A 25,045-nucleotide genomic window follows, 5' to 3' on the forward strand; every position below is an offset into this window, starting at 1 on the left:
GATGAAACGATTTAATTTAAATAGACAAATAGATCTTATTGCCAAACGAGAGTTTGAGTGCGATGCTAAAGGTGTGTTGTCTTCAGGATCGTTTAATCTGACTCTTTTAAAAAGATTTAATCACATGAAATATCTTATCCCTATATTGTTTTTATTGCTTTTTGTTCTGCCATCAAAGGCGCAACATCAGGCAGCGTACAATCACTATATAGCTAATCAGGGTTTATTGAATCCTGCGTATAATGGTACGCGTGATATTATGAGTGGATTGCTTATACACCGTAGTCAATGGATTGGAGTGGAAGGTGCTCCTATGAATCAGGCATTAAATGTTCACGGGCCGATAGAGGATACTAACCTTGGTGTTGGTGTGATATTGGCCAATGATAATTTGGGTTTTACCAATGTGTTTGATTTTATGGGGGCAGCGTCGTATAAGATTCAATTGGATCGTCGTGGTAAGTTTCTGTCATTCGGTTTACAATTGGGGGTATCTTCTAATGTTTATGATGGTACCAGAGCTATTACGGATCAATATGGCGATCCGGTATTTCAACGTAAGGAAAGTAATATCACTTTTAATGTAGGGGTTGGAGCATACTATTATGCCGAGAATTACTTTGCAGGTTTCTCCATTCCAAAGATGTTTGATCCGGTTTATAATCAAGGTTCAGAAGGATATAAAAATACGCTTAATATAGAACACCTTCATTCGTATTGGTATGGAGGATATATTTTCGATTTAGGTGATGTTAAGATAAAACCAACGGCTTTAATCAGAACGGTGGTGGGGGCACCATTAACGTTCGATGTTTCTGCCAATGTGTTACTAATGGAACGATTGTGGTTAGGGGCTTCATATAGAAGTGTGTCAGAAGCCGTTTTCTTATCTGAATTCATAATCAATAGACAGTTTACAGTACGCTATTCGTTCGATTATTCCATATCCCCAATGGGTAGGTTTGGTCAGTACGGATCGCACGAAATAGGTATTCAGTTCGACTTTTCATTTAATAAGCGTCCTGGTATGCGATCTATCAGATATTTCTAGTAAATTTATATTAGAGCTATTTGAACATTAAATTATGTATAAGCAATTTGGTTAAAAATTATAACCTATGAAACCCAACTATAAAATACATCTACTTTTATTATTGTTGACAATTGGGCAATTTACAGTCGCTCAAAGGTCTGAAATTAAGAAGGCTCAGAATCAGTACGAGAATCAGGATTATTTCCAGGCTTTGGAGTACTACAAAATAGCTGTAGAAAAAGGAGCTGATGATTTGGATACCAAACTCCATATGGCGCGTTGTTATTTTAATCTTAAAGATATACAGACTGCTTTTGATATGTATCTAGGGCTGGAGGATAAGCTTAGAAACGAAGTAGATATACGTAACTATGCAGCTTGTTGGCAACAACAGGGTGGTTTTGATGTGGCCATTGAGTGGTACGAAAAAGCTATTAAAGCAGAGGCAAATCCACTAGACATGAAAGAGCTGATTAAAGCTTGTAAGTGGGCAAGGGAAAATGGAGCCTTTGATCAATCGGTTCTTGTAAATCCGGCCAGTTCATTACTTATAGGTGGACAGTCTTTTGGTATACAGTTTTATAAAGATGAAGTTGTGTATTCGGGAGCTAAAGAAGATGCTGGAAAAAAGGTAGATAATACGGGTAAGGTTTATTTAAATTTATTTTCAGCCAAATATGTTGATGGTGAAGTGCAAGAGGGTGGAAGTTCATTTTCATCAAATCTGGAGTATGATTTTCATGTTGGGGCAACAGCTTTTACCAGTGATTTTAAACGAATATATTATACAAAAGTGGTACGCATTAAAGGGGGTAGCCGTATAAAAATATTTACCTCTGAGTTTAACGGTAAAGACTGGGTGAATGAGCGCGAATTAGCTAATAACTCCGATGATTTTGATATTGGTTACCCGGCAGTATCACCAGATGATAAAACGTTGTATTATACCTCAAACCAACGCGGTGGCTTCGGAGGTCAGGATATTTATAGTGCACCTATTAAAGCTAATGGTGATGTTGGTAAGGGTGAAAACCTTGGTAAGGAAATTAATACTTTTGGAGTTGAGAAATGGCCATATATAAGTAAAGAAGGAAAGTTATATTTTGCTTCTGACGGTCACCTTGGTTTTGGAGGGCTTGATATATTCGAGGCTGAATGGGATGGTAATAATTTTACCAATGTGCGGAATATGCGCCAACCTATAAATACAGGTAGTGATGATTTTGGTTTCATACTTGATCCAAATGATGCTACACGTGGTTTTCTTTCATCTAACCGTATAGGTTCGGGTAGTACAGATGCGATCTTCATGTTGATGCCATCTGATGCTCAGGAAGAGGTTAAAAAGGATGTTCCTCCTGTAGCTGGTTTGGATGTAATACCGGTATTTGATGAAACGGCGACTGTTGAAGAACCAGTTGTAAGTGAACCTATCGTTGAAACACCTTCGGTTGACTTATCGATGTTCCCCGCTGTTTTTGCTGCTAAATTAACTTCTACCTTTAATGGTGGTGCTGTTGCAGGTGCTAGTGTGGTTATTAAGGATGCCAATACTGGTGAAGTTGTTGCCAATGGCGTATCTGATGCTGATGGTAAGGTTAATATTACTATTCCTGATAACTTCAGAAATGATGCTCAGGAATTCGAAATAGAACTTTCCAAAGGCGCTGAATTCAATAGTAAACGTATGTTGGTTCATATCATGGAAATTGAAGACATAAATAATAATGGTTTATCCCTTACACCAATTTTTGATGATTCAGCCTTGAATGATATCGGTAAGATGGTTATTTCTTATCGAGGTAGTAAAATTACTGATGAAGGTCAGAAAGTATTGGATCAATTGGCTACAATCTTACAGCAAAACCCTAATGTGGTTGTTAAGTTGAACGGTCACACCGAAGCTAAAGGTAACCGTTATAATAACCTGGATGTCTCGCAAACCATAGCAGAAGTTGCTGAAAAAGAATTGATGCTACGTGGTATTAATGATGAAAATATGATTCCGCGTGGATATGGAGAACGTTATTTGCTTAATAAATGTAAGCGTGGCGTGTATTGCGACGAAGCAGAACATTTAAGTAACCGTCGTATTGAGGTGGTTGTTTGGAAACGACTTAATTAATTTATTAAGTATTAATTGTATTATATTTAGGCATTAAAATATAGAGAATGAAACTCAAATACTTTTTACTCGTCACCATATTGTTCACAACAGCAGTTTCGGGAATAGCTGAAGATATTGCTGCTTTGCGAACAAGTAAAAAGATTATTAGAATGGATAAAGCCATTGAGCCTTATTATGCCATTCAAATTATAGCTCTGAAAAAGCCACCTGGTGTTGCGTCTTTCTTTACTAATATTGATAAGGCAAGGGAATATCCTTGTGCAGATGGTTTTTATCGTTTCTGTGTAGGGCAATACAGCAGCTACGATGAAGCCAAAAGTAACCTGCAATCTATTCGTGGTTTGGGTTATGATCAAGCATTTGTTGTAAATACGGCTGAGTTTGATTTAGGGCAGGGAAGACCTGTTGCGCGATCAAGTAAAAAGATTGATCCTAATAGAATGTATACTGTGCAACTAAGTGCCTTCCGTTTTCCTGTGTATTTAAGTCATTTTAAAGACTTAGATAATGTGACAGAATATCGAATGAAGGATAAAATATTTCGTTATTGCGTTAGCGAAGTTATGGGAACGGAAGCTGCCGCTGAGTTGGAACGCATTAAAGGTTTAGGCTATAAAGATGCATATTTGGTAGAACTGGATAGGTATGCTCCTTTTAAAATTGAATAATAATTGTACTTTTGCAAATATAGCAGGCCGGTCTATCGCTTAGATCATTTGGTTTAAGAGGAAAGTCCGGGCAATGCAGAGCACCGTATTTCTTAACAGGAAGAAGCTCGTGAGGGTTTAGTAATGTAGCAGAAAATAACCGCCTTGTTTGTGCGCTGAGCTTGTCGAGGTACATATGCGGGTAAGGGTGAAAAGGTGGGGTAAGAGCTCACCAGTATTGTGGGTAACTATGATAGCTGTACAACTTACGGATTGCAAGACCATGTATATTATAACTCCATTATGGAGCAGAGCTGCTCGCTTTGTTTTTCTTTTGAAAAGTTGTAAGGGGTAGGTCGCTAGAGCTTATGGGTAACCATAAGCCCAGACAAATGATAGACATCTGCTTTTGGCAGATACAGGACCCGGCTTATAGGCTTGCTATTTTTTTCTTTTCTAATATCAAAGACATGAAACATTGGCTCTCACGACTAGTTCACTATTTGAACGAAGAAATCTGGCGTATTACTGCTGATGATACCACGCGTCGTCAATTTTTTTTAATTCGAGCCATTCGCATTCTTTTTCTTGCCATTAAAGGTTTTATTAACGACAAGTGCCAACAAAAAGCTTCGGCGCTTACCTTTTATTCATTGCTCTCAGTGGTTCCGGTTGCCGCATTGGCTTTTGGAATAGCTAAAGGTTTCGGGTTTGATGCAAAGCTAAACGAACTCTTAGCTGCACGCCTCGAAGGTCAAGAGGAGGTATATAAGTTTGTAAGCAATTTTGCATTGAATTATCTCGAACGCACCCCTGGCGTTGAAATTGCCGGTATTGGTCTGGTTATGCTTTTATGGGCTGTAATGAAAGTGTTTGGAAATATTGAAAGCTCATTCAATGATATTTGGGAGGTAAAACATGCCAGAAGTTTTATACGAAAATTCAGCGACTACATTTCCTTGATGTTGGTCGCCATATTATTGCTAGTTTCTAGTAGTGGTACAGTTATGTTCGTTTCCAAGCAATTAAAATCAATTGGCGTTGAAGATGTCAGAAATCCATTTTTTGTATTGGCTTCTTCTTACATGTTAATATGGATAGTATTCACATTGATTTTATATATAATGCCTAATGCGAGAGTCAAGTTTCGTTCGGCCTTATTTGGTGGAATTATCTCAGGATCTTTATTTCAACTCTTGCAATATGGATACATTCACTTTCAGAGTTCAGTAACGAGTTACAATGCTATTTATGGTAGTTTTGCTGCCTTGCCATTTTTTCTAATATGGATGCAAGCCAGTTGGTTAATTGTACTTTTCGGGGCTGAATTGTCATTTGCCTATCAGAATGCAAATAGTTTTGAATTTGATGCAGATACACGACGTGTTAGTTATACGTATCGCCGTTTGGTTATTATAATGGTTGCAGCCGATGTTGTAAAGCGTTTTGAACGAGGAGAGAATCCGCCTTCTAAAATGGAATTGTCCATTAAGTTGAAATTACCTATTCGTTTAATTAACGAAGTGTTGTACGAGTTGGTTGAATGTAAAGTATTTTCAGAAGTAAACTCTGAAGATGACAAAGAAATCTGTTATCAACCTGCCATTGATATCAATAAGTTAAGTATTATGAGTGTAATATCGATGGTTGAAGATAAAGGAAGCCGGGATTTACATTTTGAAGAGACGCATAACTTAAGCCGTATTCAGTCCGTTCTGGGGGTGTTTAGCAATGTACTGCATTCATCTGAGGACAATGTATTGCTCAAGGATTTATAAGGAAAACTAAACCATTAGATATAAAAAAAGCAACATTGAATTTCAATGTTGCTTTTTTATATAAGGTATCACATCAATTGGGATTAATTTAAACTCCTGTAAAACAGGATTTGAGTGCATACAATCATCGGTAATCCTCCGTGCCATAAATGACAACCCGAAGGTGAGGCCCGCCCTTAGAAAGCATAGCGTCACTCGGTATTCTGATAGCGTTGAGTTTAACAATCAAAACAATTGATGTGATAGTTTCTTTATCAAAGATCGTATAACAAATATACCTTATTCGCACATCAATTCCAAGGTTTATCAAGGGTTTTAATCCTGTGAAGAGGGAATCAATTGACCATTAAATTATTAAATTTGTGTTTTAACATTTGTTTAATATCTGGATTTCGAAATTTGTTTCATCTATGTATGTAATTGTCGATATAGAAACCACGGGTGGTAATTTAAATAATGGTAAGATTACTGAAATTGCCATATATCGACACGATGGGAATAAGGTTATTGATGAATTTGTCAGTTTGGTTAATCCTGATAGTTATATACCACCCTTTATTAGTTCGTTAACGGGTATCACAAACGAAATGGTTGAGTCGGCTCCGCCATTTTATCAGGTAGCTAAAGATATTGTTGAAATATGTAAGGATGCTGTTTTTGTAGCTCACAATGCAGGTTTCGATTATAATTTTATAAAAGCGGAGTTTAAAAGTCTGGGTTTTGACTTTTCAATGCCTACCGTTTGTACAGTTAAGCTGTCGCGAAAATTGTTACCAGGTCATGCTTCTTATAGTTTGGGCAAACTGTGCGATGCTTTGGGCATTGCGAATGGAGCCCGACATCGTGCTGCTGGTGACGCACTTGCTACAGTGGAACTTTTTGAACTATTATTAAGTAAGAACAATGGCTTAATAAATCCTGAAGACCCGTACACCGAGTTTTCGGCTGATGGTTTACACCCGCAGCTTAGTATCGCAATTATTAAGGAACTACCAAACGAAACAGGAGTCTACTATATTCATGATGAAAATGGTGACTTGGTATATATTGGGAAAAGTAAGAAGATCAGAAATCGAATTATTACCCACTTAGGAAATCCAAAGACCAAGAAAGGGCTTGAGATGAAACAAAAGGCTGCTTCCATAAGTTGTGAGCTTACTGGTAGTGAACTGATTGCTTTATTGAAAGAATCCCAAGAGATAAAAGAGGAGAAACCTCGTTATAATCGCGCCCAACGTCGTTCGCGAAATCAAGTTGGTTTATATCACTACCGCGATAGGAAGGGGTACTTACGCTTGATTCTAAAGCCCAATAGCGGGGTTGAAATTCCGGCCACTACCTTTGAAAGCTTGAAGGAAGGTCGTGACCAACTCTTTAAATGGATTGAGGAGTACGAACTCTGTCAACAATTGTGTGGTTTATACGACGGTAATAATGGTTGTTTTCAATATCAACTTAAAACATGCCGGGGTGCCTGTGTTGGTGAGGAACTTGATGAAGCGTATAATCTTCGGGTAAATCAATTGTTGACCAAATTATCTTATGGGTATAATAATGTGGTTATTATGGATAAGGGTAGAAGCAACGATGAAATCGGAATTGTGATAATTGAAAATGGACGCTATTTAGGTTGGGGTTATATCTATGAAGATACCGTTATTGAGTCTCCTAAAGAGTTTAAGGATCACATTAAATTATACAATGATAACAGAGATACGCGTGTGATTATAAATCAATACCTCCGTCAGAAAAAACACAAAAAGCTTATTCCCTATTAGCGATTGCTACCTGCTGTTCTTCTTTAAAAATTCATCGTGATCAATTAAATAGCGCTCATGAGCACCAATGCCAATGGACTTTCCAGTAGAATTAAGCACCGCCACATCAAAAAAGAGTTTCCGCTCGTCAATAAATTTTAAGTGTGCTTTACATTTAATGCTTTCACCTTCAGCAACAGGATGAAAGTGTTTAACGTTCATTTCAACACTTAATGAATCTACACCATTTATCAAATTGGGTTCAATGAGCTCAACACAGCATTGCTCCATGAAAACAATCATTGCCGCTGTGGATAAATAGGGTACACGACCAGTACCAAGTGTGGTGGCCAGATCCTTTTTTTCAACAACAATGTTTTTTTCTAAAATAATCCCTTTAGCTATGTAAAGATCAAATTTTGAATTATTCTTTGCTTGCTTCATGTGTGATTATTTGTTCTAATTCAAATATAACACATAAGATACAAGAAATAAATAGCAAATTAAAATTCTGAGGTAAAGTGGAATTCGATGTTTTTAAAATTGCTTTGCGCCATTTGTAACATATATGCTGAATCTGCCATAAACACATCACGACCCGATTTATCTTTGGCCATGTATTGAACTTTACGTTTTTTGAAGTCAGCTAATTCTTTTTCGTCTTCACTTCTAATCCAGCAAGCTTTATGCAAGTTGATTGGCTCATACCTACATGAAGCTCCATATTCGTGTAGTAAGCGGTATTGAATTACTTCGAACTGAAGTGCACCTACCGTACCTATTACTTTTCGTCCATTGAATTGGCTCACAAATAGCTGGGCAACTCCTTCATCCATTAACTGATCAATGCCCTTGGCTAGCTGCTTCGATTTCATCGGGTCATCGTTCTCGATGTATCTAAATAATTCTGGCGAAAAACTTGGAAGACCTTTGTAGTGCAATTTTTCTCCTTGAGTAACGGTGTCGCCTATTTTAAAATTACCTGTATCAGGTATACCAACTATATCACCTGGATAGGCTTCATCAATAATGGACTTTTTATCGGCCATAAAGGCGGTAGGACTGGAGAATTTCATGTTTTTACCATTACGTACATGCAGGTAGTTGGTATTACGTTGAAATTTACCAGAACAAATTTTCAAGAAGGCTAAACGGTTTCGGTGATTAGGATCCATGTTGGCATGAATCTTAAATACAAAGCCAGTGAACTTTTCTTCTCCAGCATCTACCATACGCTCTTCTGCTTTCGAAGGCTGTGGAGTAGGGGCTATTTGAAGAAAACAATGCAGAAGTTCGCGAACGCCAAAATTATTTAAAGCACTACCAAAGAAAACGGGTGCAACACTAGCCTCACGATACGGATCCATTTCGAAATCGGGATAAACACCTTGTACTAGTTCAAGTTCTTCTCGTGCACTTTCGGCCGAATCATCACCGATAATACTATTAAGAACTGGATCATTAAAGTCTTCGATGGAAACACCTTCTTCTAATACTTGTTTGCCCGGATCAAAAAGGTAAAGGTTTTTTTCAAAAAGGTTATATACGCCTTTAAACTCGGTACCATTACCAATTGGCCAGCTTAATGGCTGAACTTTTATTTTTAATTCTTCTTCAACTTCGTCAAGTAATTCAAAGGGGTCTTTACTTGGGCGATCCATCTTATTAATGAAAACAATTACGGGCGTATTACGCATACGGCACACTTCCATTAGTTTTCTGGTTTGCGCTTCTACACCTTTAGCTGCATCCACAACAATGATTACGCTATCAACCGCAGTAAGCGTTCGGAAAGTATCTTCGGCAAAATCCTGGTGACCTGGTGTGTCAAGAATATTAACTTTATAGCCATCGTACTCAAAACCCATTACCGATGTGGCCACAGAAATACCTCTTTGTTTCTCAATTTCCATGAAATCGGACGTGGCTGTTTTTTTAATTTTATTCGATTTAACAGCTCCTGCAACATGAATAGCCCCACCAAAAAGAAGTAGCTTCTCAGTAAGTGTTGTTTTACCCGCATCCGGGTGACTAATAATGGCAAACGTACGTCTTCTCTTAATTTCTTCTGTAAATCCCATGACCCTAATTTTTTCGACCTGCAAATTTAAACAATAGATTCAATTTAGACATGTGTTTCGTTGATAGTTTATTGAAAATTTAATCTGCTTTTTGTTTATAAATCGAAGAATATTTTTAATTTTTGCTTTTAAATTATAAGAGAGAGACCGAAGTATTTACTAATTGAATAAATTTTATGAGTTGGACCAATTATCACGGTCATTCAGATTATTGCGATGGGCACGGTAAAATAGAAGATTACATAACCAAAGCTATCGATTTTAATATGTCTGCCATTGGCATTTCTTCACACGCACCTGTACCATGTCCTACTGATTGGAATATGCCAAAGGATAAATTAGTAGCCTATATCTCAGAAATTGAAACATTAAAAAATAAGTATAAAGGCAAGATTGCTGTTTACAAATCTTTGGAAGTGGATTTTATTCCAAACATGATGTCACCGACACATTCTGATATAAAAAATATAGATTTGGATTACGTCATTGGATCAGTACATTATATTGATCAATTTGAGGATGGTACGCCTTGGGATATGGATGGGTCTGATAGCCAGATTAAAAAAGGTTATGAGGAAATATTTCATTCCGACTTTAAAAATTTAGCATTAAAATATTTTTCTGCCCAAAAAGAGATGCTACAAAATCATGCTCCAGATATACTTGGGCATATGGATAAGATTAAAGTGCATAATCAAATGTATGATCTAGCTGATCCAAAAGAAAGTTGGTTTGCAAATGAAGTTAAAGAGACTTTGTTGCTTGCTAAGGAGCAAGGGGTGATCGTTGAAATTAATACGAAGGTATATAATCATTCGAATCTAATATTTCCTGGGCGAGCGTTTTTTCAATTTATAAGAGAGAATGATATACCAATTACAATGAATAGTGATGCACATATGGCCAAGTTTCTAATTGCCGGTTATGAAGATGTTGCCGGTTTACTTCTTGATAATAGTATTACGCATCTACATGAGTTTATTGAAGGGCAATGGCAACCTGTTAAATTCAATACAAAAGGATTAATTTTTAAGTAATATATGTCATGAAAAAACGCAAAGTAGCTGATGCAACTTTGCGTTTTTTTAGTTCAATTGTTCTTTAAAGAGGAATATTTCCGTGTTTTTTAGGTGGATTTGATTCGCTCTTGTTTTGAGTCATCTCCAATGCTTGAATTAATTTATACCTCGTATCCTTTGGTAGTATAATTTCATCGATATAACCAAGTTCTGCAGCGCGATAAGGATTAGCAAAATTTTCGCGATAATCGTCAACACGTTTCGTTTTCGATTCTTCATCCACATCACCTCGGAAAATAATATTTACCGCTCCTTCAGGTCCCATAACTGCAATTTCGGCTGTTGGATAGGCTAAGTTTATATCTGCCGCCAAATGTTTAGATGCCATAACATCGTAGGCACCACCGTAGGCTTTACGTGTAATAACTGTAATTTTAGGCACTGTTGCTTCGGCATAAGCATAAAGCAGTTTAGCTCCATGTTTGATGATTCCACCGTATTCTTGAACCGTTCCTGGTAAAAATCCGGGTACGTCTACAAAACTTACAACCGGAATATTAAAGGCATCGCAAAAACGAACAAAACGTGCTCCTTTGGTCGATGAATCAATATCTAAAACGCCAGCTAGATAATTGGGTTGATTACCAACTATACCAACTGTTCGTCCTGCCATTCGACCAAAACCAGTAATGATGTTTTGGGCATAATGTGGCATAACTTCCAAGAAGTGCTCGTTGTCAACAACCTTACCAATGATATCGTGCATATCGTATGGTTTATTCGGATCGGCCGGGATTAAATCTTGTAGATCCTGACTCTCACGTTTAATGTCATCGGTTGTTGCAAGCACTGGTGCATCTTCCATATTATTAGAAGGTAAAAAGCTCAGTAGCTCACGAATCATCATCAAAGTGTGTTCATCATCATCGCCCATGAAATGTGCCACGCCACTTTTTGAGTTGTGTGTCATTGCACCACCCAATTCTTCTTTGCTTACCTCTTCGTGTGTCACCGTTTTAATAACTTCTGGTCCGGTTACAAACATGTAACTCGTATTCTTAACCATAAAAATAAAATCGGTTAGTGCTGGGGAATAGACAGCTCCACCAGCGCATGGTCCCATTATCGCTGAGATTTGTGGAATTACACCTGAAGACTTTACGTTTAGGTGGAAGATATCGCCATATCCTGCAAGGCTTTGCACACCTTCTTGTATTCTAGCTCCTCCTGAATCATTCAAGCCAATCAAGGGTGCTCCCATCTTCAGCGCCAATTTTGACACCTTAATAATTTTATCGGCATTGGTTCTACTTAATGAGCCACCAAACACAGTGAAATCTTGTGCGAAAACATATACCAAACGCCCATCCACTTTACCATAACCTGTAATTGCACCATCGCCAGGAAATTGAGTTTTCTCCATGCCAAAATTGGTACACTTGTGTTTTACCAATTTATCCATTTCAACGAAGGTTCCTTCATCGAGGAAGCAATTAATTCTTTCTCGAGCTGTTAGTTTACCTCCTTTGTGTTGCTTAGCAATACGAGCCTCGCCACCACCTGCTTCTGCTTGCTGGTTGCGTTCTTCAAATTTGTTATATTTATCTTGTAAATTCTGCATTGTCTTTAGTTTGTAAGTTACTGTGCTTCAATTTCAATTAATGGTTGATGACCTTCAACGGCATCTCCTTCGTTAACCATTACTTTTTTAACGATACCATCTGCTGCACTTTTGTATTCACTTTCCATTTTCATGGCAGATACCACAATTACAGTCTGTCCTTTTTCAACAGTATCACCTTCGTTTACAGGTATCTTTACAATCTTACCCGGCATTGGTGTTGAAATGATATTACCACCTGCATCAAGCTTGCTTTTTGATTTGGAACGATAACGAGCGGCTGCATCAATCACCTCAATTTCGTAGTAGTTATTGATTGTGTTCACCTTGTATTCATTTGGTGTATCTCCTTCAATCATTTCCATGTTGATCGATTTACCATCCATAATGATTGAATAAGCATCTATTTCTACTTTTTCAATGTCTAAATCGTATATGCGATTATCGATCTCAACCTTGTATTTCGAACCATTCTTTTCGATCACATTTATCTTTGCAACCCTGGTATCTATTTTTAATTCTAATGACATATGAGGGTGTTTTAAAGTCTAACGATGTTTTTTCTTCTTGCGTACTCTTTCCATGCTGACTGATTTGGCGTTGCAACATTAGATTTTGTTGCTGCAGCGTCCATCTTTTCAGTATAATCGAGGTAGGCAACCAAAAGAGCGATGTCTTCACAGTAATCGGAACAATCATCATCCATCATTAGAAAGTCCATGTTCTTTTCAATGAAGTGAGTATCATACTTTCCGTTTACAAAATCATCTGCCTTCATTATTTGAGAAACAAATGGGATGGATGTTTTTACTCCCGTTATCTTGTATTCGTATAAGGCGCGTTTCATTCTTTCGATGGCTTCGTGTCTGGTTGGTGCCCACGAGATTAGTTTTGATATCATTGGATCGTAATGAAACGGAATTTCATAACCTTCATATACATAGCCATCTGTTCGAATTCCTAGTCCCAATGGTTCTGAAATATTCTTAACCACACCTGGGCAAGGCATGAAGTTGTTTTTATGATCCTCGGCATATATTCTACATTCGATGGAATGTCCATTTTGCCTCAAATCTTCCTGTTTGAACGCCAGTGGTAATCCGTTGGCGACATTAATTTGAGCCTTCACTAAGTCAACTCCTGTCACACGCTCGGTAATGGGATGTTCAACCTGAAGTCGGGTATTCATTTCCAGGAAATAGTAGTTAAGATCATTATCGACTAAAAACTCAACCGTTCCAGCACCAACATAGTCAACCGATTTAGCTGCATCTATGGCACATTGTCCCATCTTTTCTCTTAACTCGGGTGTCATTAGGGGAGAAGGAGTTTCTTCCACCACCTTTTGGTGGCGACGCTGAACTGAGCATTCTCTTTCGAAAAGGTGCACATAGTTACCATGTTCATCAGCCATTATCTGAAACTCGATGTGATGCGGACCTTCTATGTATTTCTCAATGTAAACGGCGTCGTTACCAAACGAAGACCTAGCCTCGGATTTGGCCATTTCGTATGATGAAACCAAGTCTTTTTCATCGCGAACAAGTCTCATTCCTTTACCACCACCACCGGCACTCGCTTTGAGCATTACAGGATATCCTATTTTCTTCGCAACTGATTTAAGTTTATCAGTCGCAATGTTTTCCTTTGTTCCAGGTACTACGGGCACACCATTATCTATCATCAGTTGGCGAGCAGTTAGTTTATCGCCCATTGTATTAATGGCATAAATGGAAGGACCTATGAATTTGATTCCCGCCTTATTCACTTTCTCAGCAAATTCAGCATTTTCGGATAAGAATCCGTAACCTGGGTGTATGGCATCTGCTTTTGATTTCAGTGCCACTTCCAGTATTTTATCTATATTTAAATAGCTTTCCGATGATGTTGCCGGTCCAACGCAATAGGCTTCGTCGGCATACCTTACATGCATCGCGCTACGATCAGCTTCGGAATATATGGCAACTGAATTGATGCCCATTTCTCTGCACGATCGCATTACTCGCACCGCTATTTCTCCGCGGTTGGCTACTAATACTTTTTCAATCATAATGGAAATAAGGGTTTCTATTGAGCTTAATTGCTCTGATATATAAAAATTTAATAAGCCTTTTGTTCTAAATAAGATTAAAAGACTAAAATATCTCAATTGCAAAAATGATGATTTTAATCAAGTTTCCAAATAATTTGATCACTTTGTGTGGAATCATTATAAATAGTGAAAGCATCAAACTACTCGCCGTTTCGATGGTTATTAATTCTATATCTTTGAATTTTAATAAGAATAAAATAGACTGTTATGCTGAATAAAAATGTTGAAAAAGCATTGGTGAATCAAATAGAGAAAGAAGCTTATTCTTCTAATCTATATCTGGCTATGGCTGTTTGGGCCGAAACGAATGGTTTCGAAGGAACAGCTCAGTGGTTTTACGCACAATCCGAGGAAGAGCGTTTACACATGTTGAAGTTTATTCGTTATGTGAATGAGCGTGGTGGTAATTCTGTTATACCGGCCATTGCACAGCCACCATCGGAATATAAAGACATGAAAGAGGTTTTTGCCAAGACATTAGAGCACGAACAATACGTTTCAAGTTTAATTAACGATATGGTTGGTGTTTGTGTGAAGGAAAAAGATTACACGACTCAAACTTGGTTGCAATGGTTCGTTAACGAGCAAATTGAAGAAGAAGCTTCGGTTTCAGGTATCAATGATAAACTTCGCTTATTAGGTGATCACAACCTATATATGTTTGATAGAGACATTATGGGGATGCGCGGTGTTGTACCAGCAAGTGCTGAGTAAGTATCAATAGAATATAAGTAAAAAGCCCCGCACTGCGGGGCTTTTTAATTTAATGTATTGTACTTAGTATTTTCTCCTCTTTTGTTATTTCATTACCCGAAAGCGTTATAGCTGTCTCTATAATTGCCAAGTGGGAGTAGGCCTGAGGGAAGTTGCCCAATAAGCGACGTGATTTAAAATCTAAATCTTCGCTAAATAAGCCCAGATGATTGGAAGAAGCGAGCAATTGCTCAAATTTACGTGTTGCTTCATCTTTTAATCCAATTTTATACAAGCTATTGATTAACCAGAATGAACAGATTGTAAAGGCTGATTTAGGTTCCCCAAAATCATCTTTATTTTTATATCGGAACATCAAACCTTCGTGTTCCAATTCTTTTTGAATCGCTAAAACAGTCTTCTTATATCGCTGGTCGTCGGCTTTAATGAAACCGTAATTCTCCATTAATAAAACAGCAGCATCTAAATCGTTGGAGCCATACGCTTGTGTAAATGCGTGTTGTTCATCTGACCATGCATTAGTATAAATGTCTAACTCAATATCAAGCTTCAATTCATTCCATGCCTTATCGTAAGTGTCTCGACGAAGTAGTTTAGCAATTTTTTGAGCTCTGTCAATTGCCACCCAACATAGCACCTTACTAAAGGTGAAGTGTTTGCCTTCTGATCGAATTTCCCAGATTCCCTTATCAGGTTCTTGCCAGTTTTCTTCTACAATCTTTACAATGTTACGTACAATTGTCCAAAGGTCTTCGCTTCGTTCTAAGGTGGTGCTGTAGAGCTTGAAATATTGTAAGATAACATCCATTAAGATGCCATAAATGTCGTTTTGCTTTTGAATATAGGCTGCATTACCAACGCGTACTGGTTTACTACCTTCGTAACCATCAAGGTGAGTTAACTCTATTTCATGGAGGTTTTTTTCGCCATGTATGCCGTACATGATTTGCATCTTTTCACCTTTGTCAGGCATCAAATTGATGACGAAATCTAAGTAACGTTCTACAATTTTATGATGCCCCAACTGCGTCATTATCTTAACTACCATCGATGCATCACGTATCCAGCAGAAGCGATAATCCCAGTTACGCACTTCTCCAATTGTTTCAGGTAATGATGTGGTAAGTGCAGCTAAAATAGCACCTGATTTCTGATAGTTTAATAATTTAAGCGTAAGTGCACTTCGAAGAATTTCTTCGGTGTATTTTTTATACGTTGTTGTTCTATCTGACCAGTTTAGCCAATAGGTTTTTGTTCGCTCTAATTTTAAGTACGATCGAGAAGTTGATTGATGCAGTAATTTCTGATTGTAGCTCAATAGTAAGAATTCATTCTGCTCAATAGAAATACTTTCGGTATTAACTATTTTTTGCTTATCGAGAGAAGAATATAAATAAACCGAATCGTATTCTCCAGCAGTGGTATACGCTTTGATGTATTCCTTCTCATCATTTACAACAGTTGGATGTTCGGCATATTCGAGCTGAGGAGTGAAGTTAACAACTACATCAACTTTACCCGATACGTGTTTAATGTAGCGAACAATGTCTGGTGGCGTGTAATACTTGCCATTCTCATTACGATATCTTGGCATAAAGTCATGCAACTCAAATTCACCCGAAGCGCATGTAAAACGAGTAACCAAAATATTGGTATGTGGTAAATAAAACTGTTTACTAGTATAATCTTCGGTAGGTTTTATACTAAAATATCCACCTCTGTTCTCATCTAATATTTTTGCAAATGTAGATGGCGAAGCAAAATGAGGTAAACAAAGCCATTCAACTGCTCCTGATTCAGATACTAAAGCTGCACTTCGGCAGTTACCAATGATGCCATAATTTAGGTTATTCATACGCGTAAACTTTCTAATAAACTTCAATCTTCTTTTCTTCTCACAATCATATAACCAATAAAGGTGTATATTTGCTTAAACAGCGCGAAAAAAAGGTATTTTTCTTTAAATTGCTATTTTTTCATACAATACTTGATGAATAAATAGTTAAATCTTTTAAACCTAAATATAATATATGTCGAGACTTCACATTGTTGCCAATAGATTACCGTATAGTATAGTTAAGCAAGAGGATGGATTTCAGTTGATTGAGAGTGTTGGTGGATTGGCCACAGGCATGAAATCAGTGTATACTGAATATGGTGGGAAATGGATTGGTTGGTCGGGCCATAATTCCGATGACTTAACATACGAAGAAGCAAGTGAGATTGATGATTTATTGGAAGAAAAAGGTTGCGCGACTGTTCCATTGAGTGATTCTGATATTTTAGAATATTATGAAGGCTTTAGTAATAAAACAATATGGCCTTTGTTTCATTATTTTACGCAATATGTTGATTATGCTCCAGAGAATTGGGAGACATTTAAGCGTGTTAATCAGCGTTTTGCCGATAGGGTTTTAGATGTTTGTGATGATGGAGATACGGTTTGGGTTCATGATTATCAACTGCTATTAGTTCCTGAAATGATTAAATCAAAGAAACCGGGCGTAACGGTTGGTTTCTTTTTGCACATACCTTTCCCATCGTACGAAGTATTTCGTATTCTTCCCTGGCGCATGGAACTAATAAATGGTATGTTGGGAGCGGATTTATTAGGTTTCCATATTTACGATTACGAACGCCATTTCTTAAGTTGTGTTCGTCGTTTGTTTGGTCACGAAATAGCCCTGAATCAAATACATGTTGATGAACGAATCGTTAAAGTTGATGCTTATCCAATGGGTATTGATTACGATAAGTTTAGCAATGCTTCAACAGCTGTAATGCAAAAAACGGTGCATGAACGCTCCGAGCTACACAAGGAATTGGAAAAGTATTTTCTAATGTCTCCTGACCGAAGGTTAGTTTTATCCATTGATCGTTTGGATTACTCTAAGGGTATTCCGCAACGTTTAAAATCGTTTGGTAAATTTCTTGATAAACATCCTGAATTCAGAGGTAGTGTAACACTAATAATGTTAGCTGTGCCAAGTCGTGGGCATGTTGAGGAGTATCAGATACTTAAGCGCGAAGTTGACGAGTTGGTTGGTAAGATAAATGGTGAATACGGTAGCGTAAATTATACGCCGGTATGGTATTTTTATCGGGCTCTTCCTTTTGAGAATTTAGTGGAACTATATAATTCATGTGATGTTGCTCTTATTACGCCACTTCGCGATGGAATGAATTTGGTTGCTAAGGAATATGTCGCATCAAGAAATACTCAAACCGGAGTTGTTGTGCTAAGTGAGATGGCTGGAGTGAGTAAAGAGATGGGGGAGGCCATTACTATTAATCCGATTAACGAAGATGAGATTGCGGAAGCCCTGCATCGTGCCTTAACCATGCCGAAGCAGGAACAACAAGAGCGCATGAAACATCTACAGAATCGAATTAAGCGTTATTCAATTTTTAAGTGGGCCAGTGATTTTGTAAACGATTTGGAGAAAGTTAAGCTTATTCAGAAAGCTTATTTGGCAAAAAAGATATCTAAAACAGTTTATAAGGAAATTGACACCAAGTATACTAAGGCAAAGAAACGTGCTATATTCCTTGATTATGATGGTACACTAACTTCTTTCCACAAAGATCCGCAGGAAGCTTATCCTAATGAGGAGTTGTTCGATATACTAGAGGCTTTAATTGCTGATGAAAAGAATACCGTAACAATCATTAGTGGGCGCGACAAAGAAACATTGGAGAAATGGTTCGCCGATATTCCAATAAACTTAATTTGCGAACATGGTGTTTGGTTACGTAAACTAGGTGAGGATTGGCAAACATTGACTCAAGTAAATAATGATTGGATGCCAATGATACGTCCAGTTTTAGAGCGCTTTGTGGATCGTACCCCAGGTTCTTTTATTGAAGAGAAAAATTATTCTCTGGTATGGCATTATCGCAAGGCTGAACCAGAACAAAGTGAAATACGAGCCAAAGAATTGACCGATGAATTACTTGGTTTGGTTGGAAGCCTCCATTTAGAAATAATGGAAGGAAGCAAGGTTATTGAAGTGAAAAATGGTGGTATCAATAAAGGCATTGCAGCCAATCAATTTATTCAGAATGAGAAATATGATTTCTTAACAGCCATTGGCGATGATTGGACAGATGAGTACATGTTTAAGGAATTACCAAAGGAAACAATAACTATAAAGGTTGGAATGAATCGTACTGCCGCAGCATACAAACTAGAATCAGTAGAGGCTGTTAGAGGATTTCTTAAAAAGCTAGGTGAGATATAGGTGCTTAAGCTTTATGAAAAAAATAATCCGATCTCCTAAGCAATGTGCGAAGGAGATCGGATTTTGTTTTATTGTGATCGGCTAATCTGCCAATCGTTTTATTTAAGTTATGCAGTCTATTCCCATCCACCGCCTAGGGCTTGATAAAGCTTAATGTAGGCGGATAATAATTTCTGCCTGTTTTCAGCAAGACCAATTTGAGCATCAAATGCCTGACGTTGACTTTCGAGGTACTCAATGTAGCTGGCAATTCCTTTGTCATATCTTTCGGATGATAAAAAGGTTGCGCTTAATGAGGCTGTAACGTGCTCCTGTATTGCCGCTTCTTCCTCCTTTAAGGTTGCAATTTCAATGAGTAAATCAGCCACTTCTTTGAAGGCTTTTAAAGCTACATTTTGATAGTTATAAATAGCTGCTTCCTTTTTACTTCTTTCCGCTTTTACACGGTTGGCATTTTGATTCCAATGAAACAATGGCCCAAGAAGACTACCGCCCACATTCCATGCAGCGCCACCGCTTGTTAATGTGGACAAATCATCACTAGCTCCACCAAACATACCTGTAAGACTAAAAGAAGGAAAACGATTAGCTTGTGCAACACCTATCATGGCATTTTGTGCAACTAACTCTTGTTCTGCCAATAGTACATCGGGTCTTCTTTCTAATAAATCAGCAGGTATTCCAACGGGGATCTCAGGTACGTAAGATATGTCCTGCAATTCAACATTGGTTAGTAATTCACGAGGATTTTCACCAAGTAAGATGCTTAGCGTACTTTCAGAATGCGCAGCCAAGCGTTTATACAATGGGATGGATGTTGCCGCTATTGCTCTTTGAATTTGGGCATGGTTTAAATCAATTTCCGGAATAATACCAGCATCAAAACGTTGTTGTATTAGGTTTAATGAGCTATCTCTTATAGCATATGTCGATTCCGAGATAAATTGTTTTTCCTTATATTCCAATATTTGAAAATAGCTTGTTGCCACAGCTGTTACCAACGAAAGTTTAAGCGATGATAAACCATATTCTGTAGCTAAATATTGTGCTCTTGACGCTTCATTCAGTCGTCTGAATTTACCCCAGAAATCCAATTCCCAACTAGCTTGAGCACCAATAACAAAGTTATTACTTATTGATTCTGATTGAACGAAGTTGAAATTACCACGTTGTGCCTGACCTGTTACGCCAAACTTAGGTAGCATTTCAGCTTTTTGGATATTTAATTGATACATGGCAGCTTCAACTTTCTCAGCAGTAGCTAGTACATCGTAATTGTTTTTGAGAGCCGTACTAATTAAAGTATCTAAAATTGGATCGTCAAATACCGTCCACCATTTAATAGCATCATTAAAAGTAGTGTCACCCTCTGAGAAGCGGAACGATTCAGGTGCTTCCACTTCTGGTCGGGAATAGTTTTTACCCATCTTACAACTTGCCATGCTTACAATTATCACAGCAAAAAGTAGGAGTGTTTTATATATGTTTCTCATCATGATTCTTTCTTTTCTTCAGTCAATGCTCTTTTTTCCTCGTATTTACCTAATTTCCCTATTAATACGAAAAACATAGGGTAAAGAAATACTCCGAGTATAGTGGCCAACGTCATACCACCCATTAATGCCATTCCCATTACCTTTCTTGATTCAGCACCCGATCCGGTAGCAATTACCAGTGGAAATACCCCTAGTATAAATGAGAAAGCTGTCATCAAAATTGGTCTGAATCTCGATTTAGCAGCGCTAATTGCAGCATCGAATAGGGTTAGACCTTTATCAAATTCTTCTTTCGCAAATTCAACAATTAAGATGGCATTTTTAGCGGCCATGCCAATTAACATCACAAAGGAGACTTGAGCAAAAATATTATTCTCAAAAGTTGGACTAAAAAGACGTCCTACCCACAGTGCAAGCAAAGCACCAAAAATAGCAAATGGTGTTCCCAATAAAATACTAAAAGGTAAGGACCAACTTTCGTATTGAGCTGATAAAATCAAGAACACAAAAAGCAAAGAGAAGGTTAATATAACACCCAAAGAACCGGAAGCCTTCTTTTCTTGAAATGACATAGCATTCCACGCATAGCCCATGTCAGCAGGCATTACTTCAGCAGCAACCTCTTCAAGTGCATCCATTGCCTGTGTTGACGTATAACCAGGGGCTGGGCCACCTGTGATTTCAACTGAACGAAACAGGTTAAAGCGGTTGGTGTATTCAGCACCCGATATTGGAACAATTGTAGCTAATGTAGCCAAAGGAACCATATTGCCTTCATCATTTCGAATGAAGAAATTGTTAATGTCTGCTTCCGACATTCTATATTGAGGCTCTGCTTGAATATACGTTTTGTATAAGCGGCCAAAGCGCGTAAAGTCATTTACGTAAGCACCACCCATAAATGCTCCAACGGTGGTGTAAAGATCGTTAAGGTTAACGCCCATTTTTAAAGCTTTCTCCTTATCAATATTCATATATCGCTGAGGAACGTTGGCCTGAAATGTGGTGAATGCTCGTCCAATTTCGGGTCTAGCATTGGCAGCTTGCATAAATTTAGCAGCGTTCGCTGCTAAATAAGCAGGTTCATTACCTCCCTTATCCTGAAGCATAATACTAAATCCAGAACCGTTACCTAAACCAGGAATCGCTGGAGGGCCAAAAGCAAAGGCTTGAGCTCCTTTTATTTTCATGAAGAGTTGTCGATTAACCTGTTCAACAAGTTCTTCAGCAGTTAGATCTCTCTCATCCCAATTTACTAAACTAGCAAACATAAAGCCAGAATTAGACGACATGGCACCCGAAAGTAAACTAAAACCAGTTGCGTTCGAAACGTATTTTATTTCAGGGAATTGCATTAGTATTTCTTCGATCTCTTTGGCAACTGCATCCGAACGTTGTAACGAAGCTGCATCTGGTAACTGCATATTCACAAAGAAATAACCCATGTCTTCTTCAGGAATAAAACCTCCTGGTACCAACTTGCCAAATAAACCAGCACCAACTGTTAGTAATACTAAAAATATCACTCCTCTTTTAAGTTTACGAGTAATCACGTTAGTGTAACTCATGTAACTGTCGGTAGACTTACCCATCCACTTGTTAAAAGCACCAAAGAATTTACCAAGAAGTCCTTTGTATGGTTTTGGCTCCTTTAAAAGAAGTGCTGATAATGCCGGACTTAAGGTAAGTGCGTTAACAGATGAAACGATAACAGAAACTACAATTGTAATGGCAAACTGTTGATAGAGTCGTCCTGTAATGCCTGCCATTCCAGCAACAGGAATAAATACTGCAATAAGAACGAGTGTTGTTGCTATAACAGGTGCGGTAACCTTACGCATGGCATCCAATGTGGCTTCCTTTGATGTCATTCCATTGGCTATATTAACCTGAACCGCTTCTACCACAACAATGGCATCATCTACCACAATACCGATGGCCAGAACTAAGCCTAATAAGGAAAGTACATTTATGGTAAATCCCAAACCAGGGAAGAACATAAATGCGCCAATTAATGAAACTGGGATAGCTATGGTTGGTATTAGTGTAGCTCGCCAATCCTGAATAAATATGAATACCACAAGAATTACCAGAATAAGGGCAATGATTAAGGTCTCGATAATGTCATTTATACCCGCTGTAATTGGAGCCGTTGAATCTAACGAAACATCGTATTTCACGCTTTCAGGAAATGAAGCGGACATTCTGGCCATTTCATCCTTAACCTGGTTTGCCAATTCTACAGCATTGGAGCCTGGTGCTTGGTATAGTGCAATGATAGAACAGGTTTCGCCATTTAATCGTGTAAAAGCACTATAGGTTTCAACCCCAAGTTTAATGGTTGCAACATCTTTTAATTTTACCTGTGATCCGTCTGATTGAGTTCGAACTACTATATTACCAAATTCCTCAGGTGAGTTAAACCGTTCGGGCATTCTCACCGTATAGGTAAATTCCGTTCCGGGAGGGGCGGGTTCAGCACCAAATTTTCCTCCAGGTACAATCACATTTTGTTGATTAATCGCATTAAGTATTTCCGGAACTGTTAAGCCCAGGCCTGCTAATCTATCGGGTTTTACCCATATACGCATAGAATAATCTGATGCACCAAGAACGTTAACACGGCCAATACCTTTGATACGGGCTAATTGATCTTTTAGGTTGATTAAGGCATAATTACCAAGGAAATCCTGATCATATCTTCCATCCGAGGTAAGTGTGACCAACATAAGAATATTCGGCAGGGATTTCTCGGTTGTTACACCATATTTTTTAACCGACTCAGGTAATTTAGCGGTTGCTGCAGAAACTCTGTTTTGAGCCAATACAGTGTTCATATCAGGATCCGTTCCAACTTCAAACGAAATGTCAATTACCATACTACCATCGTTGGCATTGGTCGATTTCATGTAAATCATGTTGTCAACACCATTGATCTGCTGTTCCAGCGGTGTGGCCATCGATTCTTCCACATTTAGCGAGTTGGCTCCAGTATAAGTTCCCCTAACTTGCACAATTGGCGGCGTTAGGTTTGGGTACTGCTCAATTGGCAGCCCTATTAAAGACACAACACCAACAATTATAATAACAATGGCAATTACCATTGCTACAATTGGTCTGTGAACAAAAAAGTTTCCTTTATTTTCTGACATAATTGTTGCTTTACAGTGCTGGTTGTTGACTTTTAAATTCAATCAATTCTGGTTCGATAATAACACCATTTCTTACTTTTTGTAGAGCATCAATAACGATTTTTTCACCCACTTGAAGGCCTTCTTTTACGGCCCAATAATCGGCCAGTCTATCTCCAACAATTATTTGGCGTGATTCTACTTTGTTCGAATCATTTACTACAAATACAGAATGTTGTCCTTGTAATTCACTTACACAACGCTGAGGTACTGCCAAATATCCTCCATTATTATCTATTTCAATTTTTACCTTGGCATATTGTCCTGGGCGCACAATTGAATTTGGATTTGGGAACGCCGCTTGAATCAATATTGCACCAGTTTTACTGTCAACACCCCTGTCTAAAAAATTAATTTTTCCTTTGTGCGGATGAATAGACCCATCGGCTAGAACTAATTCCAAATAATCTTCCTCATTTTCATCAACTATTTTTTCGCCTTCATTCTTATTTAGGCCATATCGTGCTACAACTAAATATTGATTCTCAGGAATGAAGAATTCAACATGAATATTGTCAATACGAGAAACGGTGTTTAGAATCACGGGATTCGGAGATTTCCCAACGTACTCACCTTCTTTTGCTAAGGTTTTTCCAATAAGTCCGTTGATTGGAGATTTAATCCTGGTATAACTTAACTGAATTTGCGATAAGCGTAATACAGCCTCTGCAGCCTCAACAGCAGCCTGTGCCGCTTCGAATTGTGCAACAGAAGCGTCGTAATCCGACTGACTCACTGCATTTGTTTTAGCAAGTGGCTCATATCTATTAAGATCACTTTGCGCTTTAACAAAAGCTGTTTTTGCCTCAGCTAACTGACTACGTTTGCTAGCTACTTCTGCTTCGTAGGGTTGAGAGTCTATTGTGTATAGGAGTTGTCCTTTTTTAACTGGTAGTCCCTCATCAAAATGGATGCCTTCTAAATAGCCATCAACTCTTGCGCGAATGGGAATATCCTTAAAGCCATGGACCATCCCAACGAACTCAAAATATATTGGAATGTCTTGATTCTGTACTTCTACTACAGTTATTCTCTGTGGTGGTAGTTGCGCGTTCTTATTCTTCTGCGAACAATTAGTAAATAGCATTAATAGCACTGTGCTACTAGCTATAAAGGCGAGTAGTTGAGTTTTCTTCATCATATTTAAATAGGGTACACATTTATATAAGTACAAAATAAACAATTTTATTCAAGCCATAACAGTATGCTAGTATATATTGTTCGAGTTTTGTTGCCTTTAATTAAAC

At 38.0% G+C, this 25,045-nt stretch carries 17 protein-coding genes and 1 other RNA gene; 9 read left to right on the forward strand and 9 right to left on the reverse strand.

The window, feature by feature from the left end:
• The first annotated feature begins 1 nt into the window (after window position 1).
• The 6 genes from ACRD7B_RS13650 to ACRD7B_RS13675 all read left to right on the forward strand — a co-directional run bounded on the left by ACRD7B_RS13650 (window position 2) and on the right by ACRD7B_RS13675 (window position 7,364).
• Complete coding sequence (locus ACRD7B_RS13650) at window positions 2–1,051, forward strand: PorP/SprF family type IX secretion system membrane protein (RefSeq protein ID WP_430825129.1); 1,050 nt, start codon at window positions 2–4, stop codon at window positions 1,049–1,051.
• Window positions 1,052–1,118: 67 nt separating this feature from the next.
• On the forward strand, window positions 1,119–3,158 hold the full coding sequence (locus tag ACRD7B_RS13655) for an OmpA family protein (protein ID WP_430825130.1): 2,040 nt from the start codon (window positions 1,119–1,121) through the stop codon (window positions 3,156–3,158).
• A 47-nt stretch (window positions 3,159–3,205) separates the two neighbouring features.
• Window positions 3,206–3,829, forward strand: a complete 624-nt coding sequence (locus ACRD7B_RS13660) for an SPOR domain-containing protein (RefSeq protein WP_430825131.1) — start codon at window positions 3,206–3,208, stop codon at window positions 3,827–3,829.
• 19 nt (window positions 3,830–3,848) lie between these two features.
• Window positions 3,849–4,257: RNase P RNA component class A (gene rnpB, locus ACRD7B_RS13665), an RNA gene on the forward strand.
• Between the two features lie 21 nt (window positions 4,258–4,278).
• Window positions 4,279–5,586, forward strand: coding sequence for a YihY/virulence factor BrkB family protein (locus ACRD7B_RS13670; protein WP_430825132.1), 1,308 nt, complete (start codon window positions 4,279–4,281; stop codon window positions 5,584–5,586).
• A gap of 410 nt (window positions 5,587–5,996) precedes the next feature.
• On the forward strand, window positions 5,997–7,364 hold the full coding sequence (locus tag ACRD7B_RS13675; protein WP_430825133.1) for a 3'-5' exonuclease family protein: 1,368 nt from the start codon (window positions 5,997–5,999) through the stop codon (window positions 7,362–7,364).
• A gap of 6 nt (window positions 7,365–7,370) precedes the next feature.
• Here the strand turns inward: ACRD7B_RS13675 and ACRD7B_RS13680 are convergent, their stop codons facing one another.
• Window positions 7,371–7,787 carry a thioesterase family protein gene (locus tag ACRD7B_RS13680; protein ID WP_430825134.1) on the reverse strand — a complete coding sequence of 139 codons (417 nt, stop codon included), beginning with the start codon at window positions 7,785–7,787 and terminating at the stop codon, window positions 7,371–7,373.
• Window positions 7,788–7,846: 59 nt separating this feature from the next.
• Window positions 7,847–9,424: a peptide chain release factor 3 gene (locus ACRD7B_RS13685; RefSeq protein WP_430825135.1), complete on the reverse strand. Its 1,578-nt coding sequence runs from the start codon at window positions 9,422–9,424 to the stop codon at window positions 7,847–7,849.
• A gap of 176 nt (window positions 9,425–9,600) precedes the next feature.
• Between ACRD7B_RS13685 and ACRD7B_RS13690 the strand changes: the two genes are divergently transcribed.
• The gene (locus ACRD7B_RS13690; RefSeq protein WP_430825136.1) at window positions 9,601–10,461 is read left to right on the forward strand and encodes a histidinol-phosphatase; all 861 of its coding nucleotides are present in this window, start codon (window positions 9,601–9,603) and stop codon (window positions 10,459–10,461) included.
• Window positions 10,462–10,525: 64 nt separating this feature from the next.
• Here the strand turns inward: ACRD7B_RS13690 and ACRD7B_RS13695 are convergent, their stop codons facing one another.
• Genes ACRD7B_RS13695 through accC form a run of 3 tightly spaced genes read right to left on the reverse strand, consistent with a single transcriptional unit; the run spans window position 10,526 to window position 14,114 of the window.
• On the reverse strand, window positions 10,526–12,064 hold the full coding sequence (locus ACRD7B_RS13695; RefSeq protein WP_430825137.1) for an acyl-CoA carboxylase subunit beta: 1,539 nt from the start codon (window positions 12,062–12,064) through the stop codon (window positions 10,526–10,528).
• A 17-nt stretch (window positions 12,065–12,081) separates the two neighbouring features.
• The gene (locus tag ACRD7B_RS13700) at window positions 12,082–12,594 is read right to left on the reverse strand and encodes a biotin/lipoyl-containing protein (RefSeq protein WP_430825138.1); all 513 of its coding nucleotides are present in this window, start codon (window positions 12,592–12,594) and stop codon (window positions 12,082–12,084) included.
• Window positions 12,595–12,605: 11 nt separating this feature from the next.
• Window positions 12,606–14,114, reverse strand: coding sequence for an acetyl-CoA carboxylase biotin carboxylase subunit (gene accC / locus ACRD7B_RS13705; protein WP_430825139.1), 1,509 nt, complete (start codon window positions 14,112–14,114; stop codon window positions 12,606–12,608).
• 249 nt (window positions 14,115–14,363) lie between these two features.
• Between accC and ACRD7B_RS13710 the strand changes: the two genes are divergently transcribed.
• Complete coding sequence (locus ACRD7B_RS13710) at window positions 14,364–14,870, forward strand: ferritin (RefSeq protein WP_430825140.1); 507 nt, start codon at window positions 14,364–14,366, stop codon at window positions 14,868–14,870.
• A 49-nt stretch (window positions 14,871–14,919) separates the two neighbouring features.
• Here the strand turns inward: ACRD7B_RS13710 and ACRD7B_RS13715 are convergent, their stop codons facing one another.
• Window positions 14,920–16,725: a glycoside hydrolase family 15 protein gene (locus ACRD7B_RS13715; RefSeq protein WP_430825141.1), complete on the reverse strand. Its 1,806-nt coding sequence runs from the start codon at window positions 16,723–16,725 to the stop codon at window positions 14,920–14,922.
• 175 nt (window positions 16,726–16,900) lie between these two features.
• Between ACRD7B_RS13715 and ACRD7B_RS13720 the strand changes: the two genes are divergently transcribed.
• A complete protein-coding gene (locus ACRD7B_RS13720; protein ID WP_430825142.1) occupies window positions 16,901–19,111 on the forward strand; it encodes a bifunctional alpha,alpha-trehalose-phosphate synthase (UDP-forming)/trehalose-phosphatase in 2,211 nt (736 codons plus the stop codon).
• Between the two features lie 116 nt (window positions 19,112–19,227).
• Here the strand turns inward: ACRD7B_RS13720 and ACRD7B_RS13725 are convergent, their stop codons facing one another.
• From ACRD7B_RS13725 to ACRD7B_RS13735, 3 genes are read right to left on the reverse strand one after another with little or no spacing between them, the layout of a single operon-like run.
• Complete coding sequence (locus tag ACRD7B_RS13725) at window positions 19,228–20,607, reverse strand: efflux transporter outer membrane subunit (protein WP_430825143.1); 1,380 nt, start codon at window positions 20,605–20,607, stop codon at window positions 19,228–19,230.
• Window positions 20,604–23,759: an efflux RND transporter permease subunit gene (locus ACRD7B_RS13730; protein WP_430825144.1), complete on the reverse strand. Its 3,156-nt coding sequence runs from the start codon at window positions 23,757–23,759 to the stop codon at window positions 20,604–20,606. Before ACRD7B_RS13730 ends, ACRD7B_RS13725 begins: the two co-directional genes overlap by 4 nt.
• 10 nt (window positions 23,760–23,769) lie before the next feature.
• The gene (locus tag ACRD7B_RS13735; RefSeq protein WP_430825145.1) at window positions 23,770–24,939 is read right to left on the reverse strand and encodes an efflux RND transporter periplasmic adaptor subunit; all 1,170 of its coding nucleotides are present in this window, start codon (window positions 24,937–24,939) and stop codon (window positions 23,770–23,772) included.
• Between the last annotated feature and the right edge of the window lie 106 nt (window positions 24,940–25,045).

Source organism: Carboxylicivirga fragile (assembly GCF_050589805.1).
GTDB classification, from domain to species: domain Bacteria; phylum Bacteroidota; class Bacteroidia; order Bacteroidales; family Marinilabiliaceae; genus Carboxylicivirga; species Carboxylicivirga fragile.

What these genes read in the sequence shown, in the direction of transcription:
- ACRD7B_RS13720 (WP_430825142.1), top strand. Translation starts at nt 16,901, where the DNA reads ATGTCGAGACTTCACATTGTTGCCAATAGATTACCGTATAGTATAGTT.
- ACRD7B_RS13675 (WP_430825133.1), top strand. Translation starts at nt 5,997, where the DNA reads ATGTATGTAATTGTCGATATAGAAACCACGGGTGGTAATTTAAATAAT.
- ACRD7B_RS13700 (WP_430825138.1), bottom strand. Translation starts at nt 12,594, where the DNA reads ATGTCATTAGAATTAAAAATAGATACCAGGGTTGCAAAGATAAATGTG.
- ACRD7B_RS13735 (WP_430825145.1), bottom strand. Translation starts at nt 24,939, where the DNA reads ATGATGAAGAAAACTCAACTACTCGCCTTTATAGCTAGTAGCACAGTG.
- ACRD7B_RS13715 (WP_430825141.1), bottom strand. Translation starts at nt 16,725, where the DNA reads ATGAATAACCTAAATTATGGCATCATTGGTAACTGCCGAAGTGCAGCT.
- ACRD7B_RS13730 (WP_430825144.1), bottom strand. Translation starts at nt 23,759, where the DNA reads ATGTCAGAAAATAAAGGAAACTTTTTTGTTCACAGACCAATTGTAGCA.
- ACRD7B_RS13670 (WP_430825132.1), top strand. Translation starts at nt 4,279, where the DNA reads ATGAAACATTGGCTCTCACGACTAGTTCACTATTTGAACGAAGAAATC.
- ACRD7B_RS13660 (WP_430825131.1), top strand. Translation starts at nt 3,206, where the DNA reads ATGAAACTCAAATACTTTTTACTCGTCACCATATTGTTCACAACAGCA.
- ACRD7B_RS13655 (WP_430825130.1), top strand. Translation starts at nt 1,119, where the DNA reads ATGAAACCCAACTATAAAATACATCTACTTTTATTATTGTTGACAATT.
- ACRD7B_RS13695 (WP_430825137.1), bottom strand. Translation starts at nt 12,064, where the DNA reads ATGCAGAATTTACAAGATAAATATAACAAATTTGAAGAACGCAACCAG.
- ACRD7B_RS13710 (WP_430825140.1), top strand. Translation starts at nt 14,364, where the DNA reads ATGCTGAATAAAAATGTTGAAAAAGCATTGGTGAATCAAATAGAGAAA.
- ACRD7B_RS13725 (WP_430825143.1), bottom strand. Translation starts at nt 20,607, where the DNA reads ATGATGAGAAACATATATAAAACACTCCTACTTTTTGCTGTGATAATT.
- ACRD7B_RS13650 (WP_430825129.1), top strand. Translation starts at nt 2, where the DNA reads ATGAAACGATTTAATTTAAATAGACAAATAGATCTTATTGCCAAACGA.
- ACRD7B_RS13680 (WP_430825134.1), bottom strand. Translation starts at nt 7,787, where the DNA reads ATGAAGCAAGCAAAGAATAATTCAAAATTTGATCTTTACATAGCTAAA.
- accC (WP_430825139.1), bottom strand. Translation starts at nt 14,114, where the DNA reads ATGATTGAAAAAGTATTAGTAGCCAACCGCGGAGAAATAGCGGTGCGA.
- ACRD7B_RS13690 (WP_430825136.1), top strand. Translation starts at nt 9,601, where the DNA reads ATGAGTTGGACCAATTATCACGGTCATTCAGATTATTGCGATGGGCAC.
- ACRD7B_RS13685 (WP_430825135.1), bottom strand. Translation starts at nt 9,424, where the DNA reads ATGGGATTTACAGAAGAAATTAAGAGAAGACGTACGTTTGCCATTATT.